Origin of the sequence: Deinococcus rhizophilus (assembly GCF_030271215.1) — a bacterium.
Taxonomy (GTDB): domain Bacteria; phylum Deinococcota; class Deinococci; order Deinococcales; family Deinococcaceae; genus Deinococcus; species Deinococcus rhizophilus.
In genome coordinates this window covers 1-14805 of record NZ_JASNGB010000064.1, presented here as the reverse complement: position 1 = coordinate 14805, position 14805 = coordinate 1, and the positions used below count along the sequence as shown (strand labels likewise).

Below are 14805 nucleotides of genomic sequence, written 5' to 3'. Positions count from 1 at the left end.
CCAGCGGGTCGTGTAGGGCGCGGCGTCCGCCGCCGCCCGCACGGCTCGCTCGGCCCCTTCGCGGATGCGCTCGCGGGCCTCACCTGGGTGGAGGTGAATGGCGGCGTAGGTGCTCAGCCCCTCCTTGACGGGCACGGTGACCACCCCTTCCCCCAATTCCGCCGTGATCTCGGCCAGCGCCACGTCATCCCCGGCGGCAAAGACGACAGGTACCCCGTAGTGCCCGGCGACGAGGGCATTCAGGCCGTATTCCCCCGTGGAGCGGCCGTTCACCCGCACGTCCCGGATAAAGCCGTTCCAGGTGTGTGCCAGTGGCCCGCGCACGCTCCCTGCCCGCGCGTGGTAGCCGACGAACAGCAGCGCCCCAACGCCCCCTTCCTGCACGCCCTGCACCATGCTCAGCGGCTTGTCGTTGCCGGTGGTAAAGCGCACCCCGCGCGGGAGCAACTCGGGCAGGAGGTTGCGCATCGTGTCGTGCGAGTCGTTGACCAGCACGCCCGTCGCGCCTGCGGCGAGCGCCCCCTCGGCGGCCGCCGCCGCTTCCAGCGTCATCTGGGTGCGGGCGGCCTGGTACTCGGTCCCGTTCACCAGGCCCCCGAACTCGGGCGGGCTGACCTGCACCCAGCTCGACACCCCGCACACGCCCTCCATATCCACGCTGATCACGACGTTCATGGCGGGCAGCGTAGCGTGCCTGGGGTTCCCGGTCCCGCTGCAGCGGTGTGCTAGCTTTTTCCGTTATGAGCCGAGTCGCCCTGAAATCCGCCCGCGAGATCGAAGCCATGCGCCGTGCGGGGGCGCTTGTCGCGGAAACCTTCCGGGTGCTGGAGCCGCACGTGAAGCCCGGCGCGACCCTGGCGGACCTCGACCGCATCGCGGAGGAACATATCCGCCGGGCTGGGGCCACTCCTGCCTACCTCGGCTACGGCCCGAAGACCAACCCCTTTCCCGCCACCATCTGCGCCTCGGTCAACGAGGTGATCTGCCACGGCATTCCCGGCCCGCGCGAGCTTCAGGAAGGGGACATCATCGGGGTGGATATCGGCGTGCACATGAACGGCGTCTACGGCGACGCCTGCTACACCTACACGGTCGGTCCGGTGCGGCCCGAGGTGCAGGCGCTGGTGGACACCACCCGCGAATGCCTCGCCGCCGGGCTGGAGCAGGTGCGGCCGGGGGGGCGCACGGGGGACATCGGCCACGCGATCCAGACCCTCGCCGAGTCGCGCGGGTTCGGGGTGGTACGCGAGTACACCGGGCACGGCATCGGCAAGCGCCTGCACGAGGAACCCACCATCTACCACCACGGGGCGCGGTACACCGGCCTCAAGCTGCAGCCCGGCATGGTCTTCACGGTCGAGCCGATGATCAACCTCGGCCGCCCGGAAACCCGCCTGCTTCCCGACGGCTGGACGGTCATCACCGCCGACAAGTCGCCCAGTGCCCAGTTCGAGCACACGGTGGTCGTGACGGCCAGGGGGCACGAGATTCTGACGCTGTAGGGGAATCAAGCGGTAGGAGCACCAAAAAGGGGAGCCGCTCGAAGTGCTGGGCGGCTCCTCCTTCGTCGTGCACTCAGCCCGCCCCCAGTGCTCCGTCCAGCGCCGCGAGCAGCTCGTCTGTCTCCGCGTCCGTGATGCTCAGCGGCGGCCCCAGCAGCAGGTGGTCGCCGCGCACGCCGTCCACCGCTCCCGTGCCGGGATAGGTGATCAGGCCGCGCTCCCAGGCTGCCGCCGCCACCCGCCCCGCCAGCCCCGGTGCCGCGCACGCCTCGCCCGTCGTGGGGTCCCCCAACACCACGCCCAGCAGCAGCCCGTGCCCCCGGACCTCCAGCACGGCGTGATGACGGCCCTGAAGGTCGCGCAGCCCCGCCAGCAGTCGCCCCCCCTGCGCCCGCGCCCGCCCCGGCAGCCCCTCGCGCTCCACGATCTCCAGCACCGCGAGGCCCGCCGCCACGCTGACCGGATGCCCCGCGTAGGTAAAGCCGTGCTGAAACGCCCCCGAGCCCTCCATCACCGTGGCGTACAGCTCCGGCGAGGCGGCCAGACCCGCCAGCGGCGCATATCCGGCCGCCAGCCCCTTGCCCAGCACCACGATGTCGGGGTTCAGGTCGCCCCCCGCTTCCTCCTGGTACAGCCGCACGGCCAGCGGCGCCCCGCAGCGGCCCATGCCGCTCATGACCTCGTCCGCGACGAACAGCACGCCGTACTCCCGGCAGATCTGGGCGATGCGGGCGTGATACCCCGGATTGGGGGCCAGCGCCGCGTCCGACGCCCCCACGACGGGCTCGCAGATGAAGGCGGCGACCGTTTCCGGCCCGGCCTCCTCCAGCACCGCCCGCAGCCGCTCGGCGTCGGCCTCGCCGGAAAGCCGGGGGTCGGGTTTGGGCATCTTGGGCCACGCCGCCTCGTTCATCAGCGGGGCGTACATCGCCCGCCGCGCCCCCATGCCCGACGCGGCCAGCGCCCCCAGCGAGGCCCCGTGGTAACTGGGCACCCGCGTGATGACCTTGTACCGCTCCGGCTCGCCGCGCTCGACGTGGAACTGCCGCGCCAGCTTGATCGCGCTCTCGTTGGCCTCCGAGCCGCCTGAGACGGCCCAGAAGCGGAAGCCCGGCAGCCTCAGAAAGGCGGTCAGCCGCGCCGCGTACTCCTCCAGCACGTCCGACGTGAACTGCGAGCCGTGGACAAAGGGCAACTCGTGGGCCTGCCGCGCCATCGCCTCCGCGACCGCCGAGCGCCCGTGCCCGATGTTCGCCACCAGCGCTCCCGAGGAGCCGTCCAGCCAGCGCCGCCCACCCGCGCCGTAGAGGTACACCCCCTCGCCCCGAACGGCGGTCGGGTAGGGCTTGCGCGAACGGTAAAAGACGCTGGAATCGGTCATGGGAGGGGAGCCTTTCGGGGAGTCGGGAGGATGGGCGGAACACCTCGGGCTGATTGCAGGACGCGGGGGGCTGAGGCTTCCCTCACCACGTATCCCCGCCCCCCGGAGGCGGCCACGCCCCCAGCGCCTGCCGCACCGTGACCACCTGCCCGAAATGGTGCGCCGTGTGCAGCGCGAAGTCCGCCAGCAGCTCCCCGATGGTCTCGTCGTGGTTGACCGGGCTGGCGAGGTCCGGGCGGGCGGTATGGGTGTCCACCCGCGCGAGCAGTTCGTAGAACTCGCCCTTCACGCGCGGCCAGTCGTCCGGGGTCACGGCGGGCCAGGTGTCGGCGGCGTGGGCGGGGTAGGGGAGGGCCTGCCCCATCTCGATGATGTCCAGCATCCAGCGGTTCCACCAGTTCACGTGCGCGACCAGCTCGGCCACCGAGTGCGGCAGCCCGTCCGGTCGCCGGGCGGCGGTGTCGGCGTCCAGCCCGCTGAGGGCCGCCTCCACCCCCACGAAAGCCTGCCCGCCCCGGAACAGCCTGGGCAGCAGCCGGGCAAAGGCGAGCTGGGCACGCTCGTTGCGGTCGGGTTGAGTGTCGGTCATGGGGTCAGTCTCGCAGAAGGGGGCGCGGGGTAGCCTGCCCCGGATGAGGGACGAACTTCAGATCAAGGCGGCGGGGGAACTGGGCGTGGGCATCCGGAGCCTGTCCGATGTTTTCCACCTGATCGGGGCCACCTGGGGCCTGGACGGCCTGATCCTGACCGAGGCGGACCTCGGCCCGGAGTTCTTCGAGCTTCGCGGCGGCTTGGCGGGTGAGTTGTTCCAGAAGCTCACCAACTCCCGCCTCCGCACGGCGCTGGTGCTGCCCGATTTCGCGGCCCACGGGGAACGCTTCGCCGAACTCGCCCACGAGCACGCCGCCCATCCCCTGATTCGCTTCGTATCCACCGAGGCGGAGGCCTGGGCCTGGCTGACCGCCCACGCCGCCCCCTGAGCTCAGTACTTCTGCGCCACCGTCTTCGTCTGGAGGAACCAGAACAGGTAATCCGGCCCGCCCACCTTCGCGTTCGTGCCGCTCATGCCGTAGCCGCCGAAGGCGTGGGTGCCGCTCAGTGCCCCGGTGCACTTGCGGTTCACGTACAGGTTCCCGACGTGCATCAGCCGCCGCGCCGCCGCGATCTTTTCCGGGTCGCGGCTGTAGAAGGCGGCGGTCAGGCCGTATTCCGAGTCGTTCGCCAGCTCGATGGCGTGCCGCCAGTCGCGGGCCTTCGTGAAGCTCAGGACCGGGCCGAAGATTTCCTCCTGAAAGAGGGGGTCACGTGGGTCCACGTCCGCGAAGATCGTCGGGGCGATATACCCGCCTTCCGCCTCGCCCGCGTCGGCCCGCTCGCCGCCCAGCACGAGGCGGGCGGTCTTCTTGCCGTTCTCCACGTATCCCATGATTCGCTCGGCGCTCCCCGCGTGGATGACCGGCCCGAGGGCCGCGTTCTCCTCCGGCGAGCCGACCTTCAGCTCGCGGGCCAGCGTCACCACGCGCTCCAGCAGCGCGTCATACACGCTCTCTTCCGCGATCACGCGCGAGCAGGCCGAGCACTTCTGCCCCGCGTACCCGAAGGCCGCCTGCACGATGCCGACCGCCGCCGCCTCGACGTCGCCGTCGGCGCACACCACCGTGGGGTCCTTGCCGCCCATCTCGGCCATGACCTTTTTCAGCCAGCGTTGGCCGGGCTGCACCTTCGCCGCCCGCTCCATGATCCGGCAGCCGATCTCCTTGGAGCCGGTAAAGGCGATCATGCGAATGTCCTTGTGGTCCACCAGCGGGTCGCCCAGCACCTCGTCCGTGCCGGTCAGGAACTGAATGACGTTGCGCGGCAGGCCCGCCTCGAACAGCAGTTCGACCAGCAGCAGGCTCGACAGCGGCGTTTCCGACGCGGGTTTCCACACCACCGTGTTGCCCGCCGCGATCGCGCCCAGGCTCATCCCCAGCGGAATCGCCGCCGGGAAGTTCCACGGGCTGATGACGGCGACCACGCCGATCGGCTCGTAAATGGTCGTGACGTGTTCGCCTTGCATCGGGTACACGGCCTTGCCCTGCGCCCACTTCAACGTCTCGCGGGCGAAGACCTCGAAGTGGTCCACGCACTCGGCCACCTCGCCGTCGGCCTCGGCCCAGTTCTTGCCGTTCTCCAGGCCCATCACCGCGTTGAATTCCATTCGCCGCGCCCGCAGCAGCTCCGCCGCCCGCTTGAAGATGGTGGCCCGCTGGAGTGGGTCGGAAAAGCGCCACTCCTGGTAGCCCTCCCCGGCGCAGCGAATCGCCTCCTCCAGCTGGGCGGGGGTCGCCCTGGGAAAGCGCCACACCACCTCGCGGGTATCGGCCGGGTTGCGGACCTCGAAGGTGCCCTCGCCCGCTACCGCCCGCCCACCGATGTGCAGCGGGAAGCTCTGGCCGACGTACTTCTCCCGTACCTCGCGGTAGGCCACCCGTTGCCGCTCGGCCACCTCCGGCTGTCCGAAAGCGAAATACGGCTCATGTTCAAAGGGGAGGAAGCCCTCCAGCAGCGTGTTCGTCATGGTCCTGCCTCCTTGGGATGCTGTGCCTGCTCGGATGGAGGCGAGCCTAACACGCTCTCCCAGTGGGCACAAATCCGCTGTCAGTCGGTCAAAAAGGCCCCCGGAGCGGTCATGGGTGTGGCACTCCGGGATGAAGAAGCCTGGCAACTGAAAGGTGGGCAGCCCCACCAAAAGGGGCGGGACCCCAGGGCGGGAGACTGTGCCGGGAGCGTGGGCCACCACCGGCGCTCCGGGCAACGGCCGAAGGCCGCGGTGTCAAGCACGCCGGGACGCCCCCGCCCCCGCCCGTCTCTCCAGCCCTGGGGCGTGTTCAGGCGCGGAGGCCGGGAAGGGTCCGGCCTGTGCGCGACAGGGCCTTCCGACCGGCGGAACTGGGGCGCCGCACCCCCATGCGGATCAACGTACGGGCCGCCACGCGCTCGCCACGAAGTAGGCCAGTCCGCCGAAGAAGCCCGCCGCCGCCACGAAGCCCAGCAGCCGCCACAGCACCTGCGCGGTGCCCACCACGGCCGCGCCCAGCCCGACCAGCAGTTGCCCGGCCAGCCACACCAGCGCGAGCGCGAGCAGGGCCAGCAGCAGCACTCCGGCGGCGGCGAGGAGAAAACGGGTCATGGGGCGAGGGTAGCAAAGAGAGCGGGGGGCAGGCGCGTCGGCGCTGTGCCCCCCCGCTCCTCCAGCCTCCGGGCTTACTTCTGGATGTGCTCGATGATGCGGTCGGCGAACTCGCTGGTCTTGACCTCGGTCGCGCCCTCCATGCCCCGCGCGAAGTCGTAGGTCACGGTCTTCTGGCGGATGGTGGCGTCGAGGCCCTTCAGGATCAGGTCGGCGGCTTCCGTCCAGCCCATGTAGCGCAGCATCATCTCGCCGGAGAGGATCACCGAGGAGGGGTTGATGACGTCCTTGCCCGCGTACTTGGGCGCGGTGCCGTGGGTGGCCTCGAAGATCGCGTGGCCGGTCACGTAGTTGATGTTGGCCCCGGGCGCGATGCCGATGCCGCCCACCTGCGCGGCGAGCGCGTCGGAGAGGTAGTCGCCGTTGAGGTTCAGGGTGGCGATCACGTCGTAATCGGTGGGGCGCAGCAGAATCTGTTGCAGGAAGTTGTCCGCGATCACGTCCTTGATCACGATGCCGTTCGGCAGCTGCAGCCAGGGGCCGCCGTCGAGCTCCACGCCGCCGAACTCGCGCTTGGCGAGCTCATAGCCCCAGTCGCGGAAGCCGCCTTCCGTGAACTTCATGATGTTGCCCTTGTGGACGAGGCTGACACTCTTGCGGCCGTTGTCGATGGCGAACTGGATCGCGGCGCGGACGAGGCGCTCGGTGCCTTCCTTCGACACGGGCTTGACCCCGAAGGAGCTGCTCTCGGGGAAACGGATCTTGGTGACGCCCATCTCGTTCACCAGGAAGTTGCGCACGCGGTCGGCCTCGGGGGTCCCGGCCTTGTACTCGATTCCGGCGTAGATGTCCTCGGTGTTCTCGCGGAAGATCACCATGTCCACGTCGCCGGGGCGCTTGACCGGGCTGGGCACGCCCTCGAAGTACTGGACCGGGCGCACGCAGGCGTAGAGGTCGAGTTCCTGGCGCAGCGCCACGTTGATCGAGCGGATGCCGCCGCCGACGGGCGTGGTGAGCGGTCCCTTGATGCCGAAGAGGTACTCGTCGAAGGCGTCCACGGTCGATTGCGGAAGCCACTCGCCCTCGCCGTAGACCTGGGTGCTCTTCTCGCCCGCGTAGACTTCCATCCACTCGATCTTCTTCTGGCCGCCGTAGGCCTGCTCCACGGCCGCGTCGAGCACGCGCACGCTGGCCCGCCAGATGTCGGGGCCGGTGCCGTCGCCCTCCACGAAGGGGATGATGGGCCGGTCGGGCACCACGAGCTTGCCGCCCTCCATGCGAATCTTCTCGCCCTGGGTGGGCACTTTGATATGGGGGTCTTGGATCGTCATGACGGCCCAACTGTAGCGCTCCCCCGCCCCGGGGAACAGGCGGCGGCGCAGGGGCAGGAAGCACCGCCCACCCTGCGACGTGCGGAATTGCCCCGTGCTGGAAGACTTCGGCCCCTGATTTCGCCTGCCGCACGGGGCCGTGGGAGTGCCCCATAAGGAGACAGCCTCCACCTATGGGGCGCAGGCCCCGCCTCCTTCCCCACCACACCATGAGCAAGTGGCAAACCCGGCCTTCACCCGGTGCCGGACCAGGGGCAGGATGCTGGCGCTACCCAACCGGGAATCCACCCACAGGAGGTATTCACGCATGAGTGATGACAAGAGCACGCTGGGGAACATGGCGGACGCCGCCAAGGCCAAGATCAACGAGGGGGCCGACCGCGCACGCGAGGCCGGGCACAACGTGGCCCACGCCGTGACGGGCGACGCCCACCACAAGGCCGAGGCCCTGGAAGACCGCGCCAAGGCCGAGCTGAACAACCGCGAGGCCAACGCCGAGTTCCATGAGGGCAAGCAGGAAGCCCGCGACGGCGACGGCCGCTGAACCCCAGCTTCGTGAGCTGACCGGCTTCCCTTGTGGGGGCCGGTTTTTCCGTGTGGCTCGACTGCCCGCATATGCCTGACCCTCTGCTTCCCAGCGCTCCACGGAAAGTCCAGACCTCCCGGTTTTATGTCAATGCCCGCGCCATCATCGAACGGGCAACCGGGCAAGGGACCGAGGTCCTGCTGCAACGGCGCGAGAAACCGGGCGAGCCGCGTCGCCTGGAGTTTCCCGGCGGACAGCTCGAACCCTTCGAGGGCATTCTGGACGCCCTGCGCCGCGAGGTCCGCGAGGAGACGGGGCTGACCGTCACGGCGTTGCTGGACCCCCCGAATGAACGGGTCAACAACTCGTCAGGTGGTGAAGTTGAATGTCTGACGCCATCGTTCGTGTACCAGACGCGGCGCGGGCCGGTGGACAGCGTGGGCTTTTTCTTCCGGGTGCGGGCCGAGGGGAAGCTGACTCGGGCCGGGGACCATGCGGCCGGACACCTGTGGGTGCCGGTGGCCGAGCTGCGCCACCGCCTGGAGGCCGAGCCAGAAGCCTTCGACTGGCTCACGCAGGGGGCGCTGGGCTTTTACCTGGGACGGGCATGGGCGTGACGGGCGATCTGCTGCTGATCCGCCACGCGAGGGCCACCGGGCAGGCCCCGGACGCGCCCCTCACCCCGGACGGGGAGGCGGCGGCGCGGCAGCTCGCAGACACCCTCGCGGATGCCGGAATCACCCGGATCGTGAGCAGTCCGTGGCGGCGGGCGGCAGACACGGCGCGGCCCCTGGCGGCGCGGCTGGGGCTGAGGGTAGAGACGGACGGACGCCTCACCGAGCGGGTGCTGAGCGGCGCGGACCTGCCCGACTGGATGACCCACCTGGAGGCGAGTTTCGCGGACCCGGACCTCGCGCTGCCGGGAGGCGAGTCGGGAAGCCAGGCCCGCGCCCGCATCCTCGCGGCGCTGGCCGACGCCCGGGATCCCGGCGGAGTCACCGCCGTCTTTACCCACGGCAACTTGCTCGCGCTGGCGCTGGGGCTGGACTACGCGGGGTGGGTCGGGCTGCGAACCCCGGACGTGTGGCGGCTGAGCAGGGAGGGGTGGGCGGTCCGGCCAGAGGGAACCTAGCGCCCCGCAAGTGTGGCGCCCGGCCTGCGCGGAGGGTGGGGCCAGCCTCTATTATGGCGGGCATGGCGTACACCATCCTCGTCGCGGACGACGAACCGGCGATTCGGACCATGCTGGAAGTCATCCTGTCGGCGGACGGGCACGAGATCGTGACGGTGCCGGACGGCAAGGCGGCGCTGGATTACCTGCGCGACCACACGCCTGACGCGCTCCTTCTGGACGTGACCATGCCCCAGATGGACGGCTTCGAGGTCTGCTCGCGGGTCAAGCAGGTGCGGCGGCTCAGCGGGACTCCCGTGCTGCTGCTCACGGCACTGGACGACGACCGGACCCGCGATCAGGCGCGGCTGGTCGGTGCCGACGATCTGGTGTACAAGCCCCTGAGCGGCAAGAATCTGCGCGGCCGCGTGAAGCAACTGATCGAGGCGCGGCGAGCATGACCGGCTCCTGCCCCCCATCCAAGGAGGACTGCCCTTGTTCCTGAGGTTTCTGAAACTCACCTCGTCGCTGCTGCTGGCGGGCGGGGTGGCCGCTGCCGGAGTGGCCGCCACCTACGTCACCAAGTGGACGACCGAGCTGCCCGACTACCGCGAACTCGACAACCTCAGCCTGGGCGCCGAGACGCGCGTCTATGCCCGCGACGGCGCCGCGCTGGGCACCCTGATTCCCAAGGTGGGCGAGCAGGCCATCAGCCGCACGCTGGTCCGGCTCGACGAGGTCAGCCCCTTCATGACGGCCGCCCTGATCGCCAACGAGGACCGGCGCTTTTTCGAGCACTACGGCCTGGACCCCTACGGCATCGCGCGGCAGTTCCAGCGCATCGCGCAGGGCGAGGACGTGCAGGGCGGCTCGACCCTGACCAACCAGCTGATCAAGAACACGCTGCTGCTCGACGAGTACCAGCAGGCCCGCACCCCCGACCGCAAGATCAAGGAATGGCTGCTGAGCGTGCAGGTCGAGCGGGCCTTTACCAAAGAAGAGATTCTGCGCAACTACCTCAACGCGATCTACTGGGGCGACGGCGGTCCGGTGGAGCTGTACGGCATCTACTCGGCGGCGCAGGCGTACTTCGGCAAGACGCCCAAGCAGCTCAGCCTCGCCGAGAGCGCGTACCTCACCATCCTGGTGCCTACCCCCAACCGCTATTTCAACTACGACACCGTGCGTCCGCTGATGCGGGTGCTGCTCGACCGCATGGTGGAAGACGGCTGGGTCACCCAGGCGCAGGCGGACGCGGCCTGGAAAGAAGACCTGCAGCCGCGCGGGTGGCAGATCCGCTACGCCGCCGACGGCAACGTGCAGACGGCGAGGCTGGTCGACCGCACCGCCAAGGAACTCAAGGCGGTGACGAGCACGCGGGCGCCGCATTTCGTGCAGCAGGTCGAGCAGGACCTGCTGGCCCGCTTCGGGCGCGAGAAGGTGTACGGCTCGGGCGGGCTGCGGGTCTACACCACCCTCGACCCCAAGGTGCAGACCGCCGTGGAGACGGCCAGCCGCGAGGCGACCGGGCTGCCGCCGGGGGCCACCCTGGGCGCGGTGGTCGTCGAGCCCTACAGCGGCGAGGTGCTGGGCATGGTGGGCCAGAAGCTGCGCGGCAGTGCCCCGCCGGACGACTGGAACAACGCCGCGCAGGGGCAGCGGCAGATCGGCTCGACCATCAAGCCGCTGCTGTACACGACCGCTCTCTCGACCGGGCTGCGCCAGGACCACCGCGAGGAGGACAAGCCCGTCTCCTTCCCCTGCGACACCTGCAAGGGCGGCGTGTACGAGCCGCAGAACTTCGCCGGGGCGGTGAGCTACCGCAATATGACGATCCGGGAAGCGCTCGACCGCTCGCTGAACCTCGTGACCGTGCGGCTGGCTGACCGCATCGGCCTCCAGACCTTCTTCGGCAAGCTCAACGAACTGGGGCTGCAAACCAACGACGGCACCGGGCTGGCGGCGGCGCTGGGGGCCATCGAGACCACGCCGGTCAAGATGGCGGCGGCGTATGCGCCCTTTGTCAACGGCGGCCTGTACCGCCCGCCCCGTTACGTCACGCGGGTGACGACCGCGCGGGGCGAGGTGCTGTACGACGTGGCGAACGAGGTCACCAAACCCAAGCGGGTCTGGACCCCGCAGGTCGCCTTTCTGGGGCTGGACATGATCCGGGGCGTGGTCGAGGACCTGAACCCCGCGCAGGGCGGGCTGGCCGGGGCCGCGAAGTTCGGGGAGTGGCCGGTCGCGGGCAAGACGGGCACGAGTAACTTCGTCAAGGACCTGTGGTTCGTGGGGACCACGCCGCTGTTCACGGGTGCCGTGTGGGTCGGCAAGCAGGAGGGCGGGGCCAACCCCGACTACTACTTCTCGGGGGTGGTGGGCATTCCAATCTGGAAACGGATGATGGAGATCTCGCACGCGGGCCGCACGCCCACGGCCTTCGTGCAGCCTCCCGGCATTCAGTACGTGGACGCGCCCGACCCCGGGTACCTGCCGGGCGTGAAACTGGCTGTCCTCGACCCGAACTTCAAGAACGCGGCCACCACGGCCATCGAGGAAGACGCGCCGCCTCCGGTCGTCTACCGCGAGATTGGCTGGACGCCGGGCACGCCCGATCCGCGCACCACCGTCATCAACGTGGACCGCACGACCGGCCGCATGGCGACCGAGTTCACCCCGCCCGAGCGGGTGGTGCCGCGCCGGGTCTCCATCACTGACCTGCCCGGCTACGCGCCGGACCCCTCGCCCGCGCCGCTGCGCGACGAGAAGGCCGACCCGCAGGCCATCAAGGCGATCCGCACGCCCGACACGGCGCCGGTGGTGCCGGGGTCCGGCGCGGGTCAGCCCGCGCCCAAGACGAACTGACCCTGCTGCGNGTGGTGCCGCGCCGGGTCTCCATCACTGACCTGCCCGGCTACGCGCCGGACCCCTCGCCCGCGCCGCTGCGCGACGAGAAGGCCGACCCGCAGGCCATCAAGGCGATCCGCACGCCCGACACGGCGCCGGTGGTGCCGGGGTCCGGCGCGGGTCAGCCCGCGCCCAAGACGAACTGACCCTGCTGCGCGTGAGGCCCCCGGTTCCTCCTGTGGACCGGGGGCCTCACGCGCCTGTCATGCGCGGGGGGGCGGCGGGGGGCATCATGCCGGGGATGAAGCGAGCGCCCCTGCTGACCCTGCTGCTGGCCCTGGGCACCCCCGCCGACGCGCGGGTGCGGCTGGGCGAACCGCTTCCGGCCCATCCCTGGACGGCCGCCGAGCGCGAGATCGTGGTGATCTACTCGCACGACTGCGGCGACCTCGGGGGGCTGTGGGGGGCGGTGCTGGCCGCCGGGCTGCCGGTGCGGGCGGTCAACGCCGAGGACGTGCCCGCTCCTGCCCCGGCCGGAGTCAACGTGTGGCGCGGCGCCGAGGCCACGACCTTCGCGCGGCGGCTGAGGGTGAGCGCCTACCCCACCGTGCTGCTGGTGCGCGGGGGCCGGGTGCTGAATGCCTGGGAGGGGACCTTTACAGGGAATCTGGGGATCAAGGGACCGGGCTGAGGGGAAGGGTCAGCGCCGCCGCTTCTCCGCCTGCACCAGCCGCACGAACCCCGCCAGCCGGGGCACCCGGTTCCAGCGCTTGCGGTCCAGGCCCACCCGCCAGAGGAACTCGACCCCCAGCCTGCGCGTCCAGGCGGGAGCGAGGTCGGCGGTTCCGGCCAGCACGTCGATGACGCCGCCGCAGCCGATCAGTACCGGGGCACCCAGCACCTGCCGCCAGTACTGGTTGAAGGTCTCCTGCCGCCCCGCGCCCATCGCCGTGAGGACAAGGTGCGCTCCCGACGCCCCCACCAGATCGGCCACCCGCCCGTCCTCGGAGGGGTCGAAGTAGCCGTGGTGGACCCCGGCGACCTGCACGCCGAAGTCGCGGGCCGCGTTCTGGGCGGCTCTCTCCGCGACGCCGGGTTTGGCCCCCAGAAAAAAGACGCGCAGCTCGGGGCCGTGCCGCTCCATCAGCCCGCGCACAAGGTCGTAGCCGGGAGCGCGGGGCACCTCCTGCCCGCACAGTTGCCGGGCGGCCCACACGGTCCCCACGCCGTCGGCGGTCACGAGGTCGGCCGATTGCATCGCCGCCACGAACTCGGGCTGGGTGCGCGACTGCACGATGAACTCGGGATTCAGGGTGACCACCGTGTGGGGAGCGCGGGGGGCGCGGAACATCCACTCGCCTAGCAGGTCGAGGGCCTGCGGCAACGTCACCACGTCGAGCGGCAGGTCAAACAGGGTGAGGCGGGTCCCGCCGGGCAGGGGCGAGGGGGGCAGGGAAGCGGTCATGCGTGGCAGGGAGTGTAACACGGGGGTCAAAGCGGGCCGGAAGGTGGGGGCCGCGTCCGGGGGAGGATGTGGCACACTGTCGGGCATGATGTCCGGGCCGTTCGGAGCGCTGCCGCAGGAGACGCAAGCACAGGTGGTGGCGGCGGCCAGACCCGGCCGCTGGGCACGCGGGGGCCTCCTCTTTCATCCCGAGGACGCGGCCGAGACGCTGTTCGTGCTCACGCGGGGCAGCGTGCGGCTCTACCGCCTGGGGACCGGAGCGCGGGAGGTCACGCTGGACGTGCACGGGCCGGGCGACCTGCTGGGCACCGGGGCGCTGCTGGAGGGCGCCACCTACGGCATGTACGCCGAGGCGATGGACGACGTGGAGGCGCTGCTGCTGGGCCACGAGACCCTGTCTCGCCTCACGGCCGCGCACCCGGCGGTGGGGGTGGCCCTGACCGAGCAGGTGACGCGGCAGACGCGGGGAGTGCAGGAGCGGCTGGCCGGGCTGGTGTTCATGGAGGTCTCGCAGCGGCTGGCGCAGGCCCTGCTCAGCTTTGCCGAGCGCGAGGGCCCCTGGCCGGAGGGCGGTCCGCTGGCCCTGCGCGAGCGCGTGTCACACCAGGACCTCGCCCATGTGGTGGGCAGCACCCGCGAGACGATCACCAAGCTGCTGGGCGACTTCCGGGCGCGGGGCCTGCTGGACCTGGGCTATCGCCGCATCATCCTGACCGACCGCGCGGGCTTGCAGGCGGCGGCCCGCGAACCGCTGCGTGAGCGCCTGCCGTGAGCGCGGACGGACGCGACCTACTGTAGATTTCAAAGCGTATTTGGATTTCAAAGCGTAGAATCCGGGGCAGTGAACGTGACCAAGACCATCGCAGCGGCGTACCGGGCGGGCGAATTGCCCGCTTTCTTCCGGCTGGGGCCAGGCGACCTGGACCGGGCGGCCTCGGCACTCCGGCCAGAGGTGGACCGGGCCGGGCTGGCCGCGGCGCTGCGCGAGTACCACCGCGACCTGGGCACGCTGGATGCCCACACCGAACCGCTGCTGGAGCGGCTGGCGCACCCGGCCTCGCGCGTGGTGGTGACCGGGCAGCAGGCGGGGCTGCTGACGGGTCCGGCCTACAGCGTGCACAAGGGGGCCGACGCCGCGCTGCTGGCCCGCCGCCTGCACCGCGAGGACGCCCCGGTGCTCGCCGTGTACTGGGTCGCCAGTCAGGACCACGACGCGGCGGAGGTCGCCTCCACGACCCTGCTCGACCACGCGGAGACGCTGCATCGCCTCGTCCTCGACCTGCCGGGGGGCGTGCCGGTGGGCCGGGTGCCGTGGCGCCGGGAGTGGACCCGCGAGGTGGAGGAGCTGCTGGGCCGCTTCGACACCGTCCCCGAGTACCGCGAGGCGGTCCGGGCGCGGGTGGCGCGGGCGGTGGCGGGCGGCGGCACCTGGGCCGACGTGTTCGCCCGCCTGATCCACGGCCTGCTGGC

General features: G+C 70.7%; 18 protein-coding genes. 11 read left to right on the top strand and 7 right to left on the bottom strand.

The genetic code is table 11. From position 1 onward, the window contains the following. On the bottom strand, positions 1 to 675 hold a 675-nt coding region (locus tag QOL99_RS08580; protein ID WP_285523014.1), incomplete at its 3' end, for a M55 family metallopeptidase. A gap of 65 nt (positions 676 to 740) precedes the next feature. Between QOL99_RS08580 and map the strand changes: the two genes are divergently transcribed. Continuing rightward, on the top strand, positions 741 to 1502 hold the full coding sequence (gene map, locus QOL99_RS08575; RefSeq protein ID WP_285523013.1) for a type I methionyl aminopeptidase: 762 nt from the start codon (positions 741 to 743) through the stop codon (positions 1500 to 1502). A gap of 73 nt (positions 1503 to 1575) precedes the next feature. Here map and QOL99_RS08570 read toward each other — a convergent pair whose 3' ends face one another. Both QOL99_RS08570 and QOL99_RS08565 read right to left on the bottom strand, forming a co-directional pair. Then, on the bottom strand, positions 1576 to 2883 hold the full coding sequence (locus QOL99_RS08570) for an aminotransferase family protein (RefSeq protein WP_285523011.1): 1308 nt from the start codon (positions 2881 to 2883) through the stop codon (positions 1576 to 1578). Between the two features lie 82 nt (positions 2884 to 2965). Then, complete coding sequence (locus tag QOL99_RS08565; RefSeq protein WP_285523010.1) at positions 2966 to 3472, bottom strand: DinB family protein; 507 nt, start codon at positions 3470 to 3472, stop codon at positions 2966 to 2968. Between the two features lie 43 nt (positions 3473 to 3515). Between QOL99_RS08565 and QOL99_RS08560 the strand changes: the two genes are divergently transcribed. Next, entirely contained in the window at positions 3516 to 3863 is a 348-nt protein-coding gene (locus QOL99_RS08560) for a DUF4180 domain-containing protein (RefSeq protein ID WP_285523009.1), read from the top strand. Between the two features lie 2 nt (positions 3864 to 3865). Here QOL99_RS08560 and QOL99_RS08555 read toward each other — a convergent pair whose 3' ends face one another. The 3 genes from QOL99_RS08555 to icd all read right to left on the bottom strand — a co-directional run bounded on the left by QOL99_RS08555 (position 3866) and on the right by icd (position 7386). Next, entirely contained in the window at positions 3866 to 5443 is a 1578-nt protein-coding gene (locus QOL99_RS08555; protein ID WP_285523008.1) for an L-glutamate gamma-semialdehyde dehydrogenase, read from the bottom strand. Positions 5444 to 5839: 396 nt separating this feature from the next. Continuing rightward, the gene (locus QOL99_RS08550; RefSeq protein ID WP_285523007.1) at positions 5840 to 6055 is read right to left on the bottom strand and encodes a hypothetical protein; all 216 of its coding nucleotides are present in this window, start codon (positions 6053 to 6055) and stop codon (positions 5840 to 5842) included. Between the two features lie 74 nt (positions 6056 to 6129). After that, positions 6130 to 7386, bottom strand: a complete 1257-nt coding sequence (icd, locus tag QOL99_RS08545; protein ID WP_285523005.1) for an NADP-dependent isocitrate dehydrogenase — start codon at positions 7384 to 7386, stop codon at positions 6130 to 6132. 307 nt (positions 7387 to 7693) lie between these two features. On the opposite strand from icd, the gene QOL99_RS08540 reads away from it, so the two are divergent. The 7 genes from QOL99_RS08540 to QOL99_RS08510 all read left to right on the top strand — a co-directional run bounded on the left by QOL99_RS08540 (position 7694) and on the right by QOL99_RS08510 (position 12561). Further along, positions 7694 to 7930, top strand: a complete 237-nt coding sequence (locus tag QOL99_RS08540) for a hypothetical protein (protein ID WP_285523002.1) — start codon at positions 7694 to 7696, stop codon at positions 7928 to 7930. Between the two features lie 71 nt (positions 7931 to 8001). Continuing rightward, positions 8002 to 8529 (top strand): NUDIX domain-containing protein, encoded by a 528-nt coding sequence (locus tag QOL99_RS08535; protein ID WP_285523001.1) that lies wholly within the window; start codon positions 8002 to 8004, stop codon positions 8527 to 8529. Continuing rightward, positions 8526 to 9044 carry a histidine phosphatase family protein gene (locus QOL99_RS08530; RefSeq protein WP_285522999.1) on the top strand — a complete coding sequence of 173 codons (519 nt, stop codon included), beginning with the start codon at positions 8526 to 8528 and terminating at the stop codon, positions 9042 to 9044. The genes QOL99_RS08535 and QOL99_RS08530 overlap by 4 nt, the downstream gene beginning before the upstream one ends. A 53-nt stretch (positions 9045 to 9097) precedes the next feature. After that, complete coding sequence (locus QOL99_RS08525; protein WP_285522998.1) at positions 9098 to 9484, top strand: response regulator; 387 nt, start codon at positions 9098 to 9100, stop codon at positions 9482 to 9484. A 34-nt stretch (positions 9485 to 9518) separates the two neighbouring features. Continuing rightward, complete coding sequence (locus tag QOL99_RS08520; protein ID WP_407650157.1) at positions 9519 to 11888, top strand: transglycosylase domain-containing protein; 2370 nt, start codon at positions 9519 to 9521, stop codon at positions 11886 to 11888. 14 nt (positions 11889 to 11902) lie between these two features. Then, entirely contained in the window at positions 11903 to 12076 is a 174-nt protein-coding gene (locus QOL99_RS08515) for a hypothetical protein (protein ID WP_285522997.1), read from the top strand. A gap of 86 nt (positions 12077 to 12162) precedes the next feature. After that, positions 12163 to 12561, top strand: coding sequence for a penicillin-binding protein (locus tag QOL99_RS08510; protein WP_285522996.1), 399 nt, complete (start codon positions 12163 to 12165; stop codon positions 12559 to 12561). A 9-nt stretch (positions 12562 to 12570) separates the two neighbouring features. On the opposite strand, the gene QOL99_RS08505 is transcribed toward QOL99_RS08510, so the two are convergent. Further along, positions 12571 to 13335 carry a WecB/TagA/CpsF family glycosyltransferase gene (locus QOL99_RS08505; RefSeq protein ID WP_285522995.1) on the bottom strand — a complete coding sequence of 255 codons (765 nt, stop codon included), beginning with the start codon at positions 13333 to 13335 and terminating at the stop codon, positions 12571 to 12573. An 85-nt stretch (positions 13336 to 13420) separates the two neighbouring features. Between QOL99_RS08505 and QOL99_RS08500 the strand changes: the two genes are divergently transcribed. Both QOL99_RS08500 and bshC read left to right on the top strand, forming a co-directional pair. Continuing rightward, positions 13421 to 14107 (top strand): Crp/Fnr family transcriptional regulator, encoded by a 687-nt coding sequence (locus tag QOL99_RS08500; protein ID WP_285522994.1) that lies wholly within the window; start codon positions 13421 to 13423, stop codon positions 14105 to 14107. Positions 14108 to 14182: 75 nt separating this feature from the next. Beyond that, positions 14183 to 14805 (top strand): bacillithiol biosynthesis protein BshC (bshC, locus tag QOL99_RS08495; RefSeq protein ID WP_285522992.1); only part of this gene is annotated, 623 nt, incomplete at its 3' end.

Bases quoted from the DNA above. Each gene is read 5' to 3' on its own strand.
- map (WP_285523013.1), top strand. From the start codon at position 741: ATGAGCCGAGTCGCCCTGAAATCCGCCCGCGAGATCGAAGCCATGCGC.
- QOL99_RS08570 (WP_285523011.1), bottom strand. From the start codon at position 2,883: ATGACCGATTCCAGCGTCTTTTACCGTTCGCGCAAGCCCTACCCGACC.
- QOL99_RS08565 (WP_285523010.1), bottom strand. From the start codon at position 3,472: ATGACCGACACTCAACCCGACCGCAACGAGCGTGCCCAGCTCGCCTTT.
- QOL99_RS08560 (WP_285523009.1), top strand. From the start codon at position 3,516: ATGAGGGACGAACTTCAGATCAAGGCGGCGGGGGAACTGGGCGTGGGC.
- QOL99_RS08555 (WP_285523008.1), bottom strand. From the start codon at position 5,443: ATGACGAACACGCTGCTGGAGGGCTTCCTCCCCTTTGAACATGAGCCG.
- QOL99_RS08550 (WP_285523007.1), bottom strand. From the start codon at position 6,055: ATGACCCGTTTTCTCCTCGCCGCCGCCGGAGTGCTGCTGCTGGCCCTG.
- icd (WP_285523005.1), bottom strand. From the start codon at position 7,386: ATGACGATCCAAGACCCCCATATCAAAGTGCCCACCCAGGGCGAGAAG.
- QOL99_RS08540 (WP_285523002.1), top strand. From the start codon at position 7,694: ATGAGTGATGACAAGAGCACGCTGGGGAACATGGCGGACGCCGCCAAG.
- QOL99_RS08535 (WP_285523001.1), top strand. From the start codon at position 8,002: ATGCCTGACCCTCTGCTTCCCAGCGCTCCACGGAAAGTCCAGACCTCC.
- QOL99_RS08525 (WP_285522998.1), top strand. From the start codon at position 9,098: ATGGCGGGCATGGCGTACACCATCCTCGTCGCGGACGACGAACCGGCG.
- QOL99_RS08510 (WP_285522996.1), top strand. From the start codon at position 12,163: ATGCCGGGGATGAAGCGAGCGCCCCTGCTGACCCTGCTGCTGGCCCTG.
- QOL99_RS08505 (WP_285522995.1), bottom strand. From the start codon at position 13,335: ATGACCGCTTCCCTGCCCCCCTCGCCCCTGCCCGGCGGGACCCGCCTC.
- QOL99_RS08500 (WP_285522994.1), top strand. From the start codon at position 13,421: ATGATGTCCGGGCCGTTCGGAGCGCTGCCGCAGGAGACGCAAGCACAG.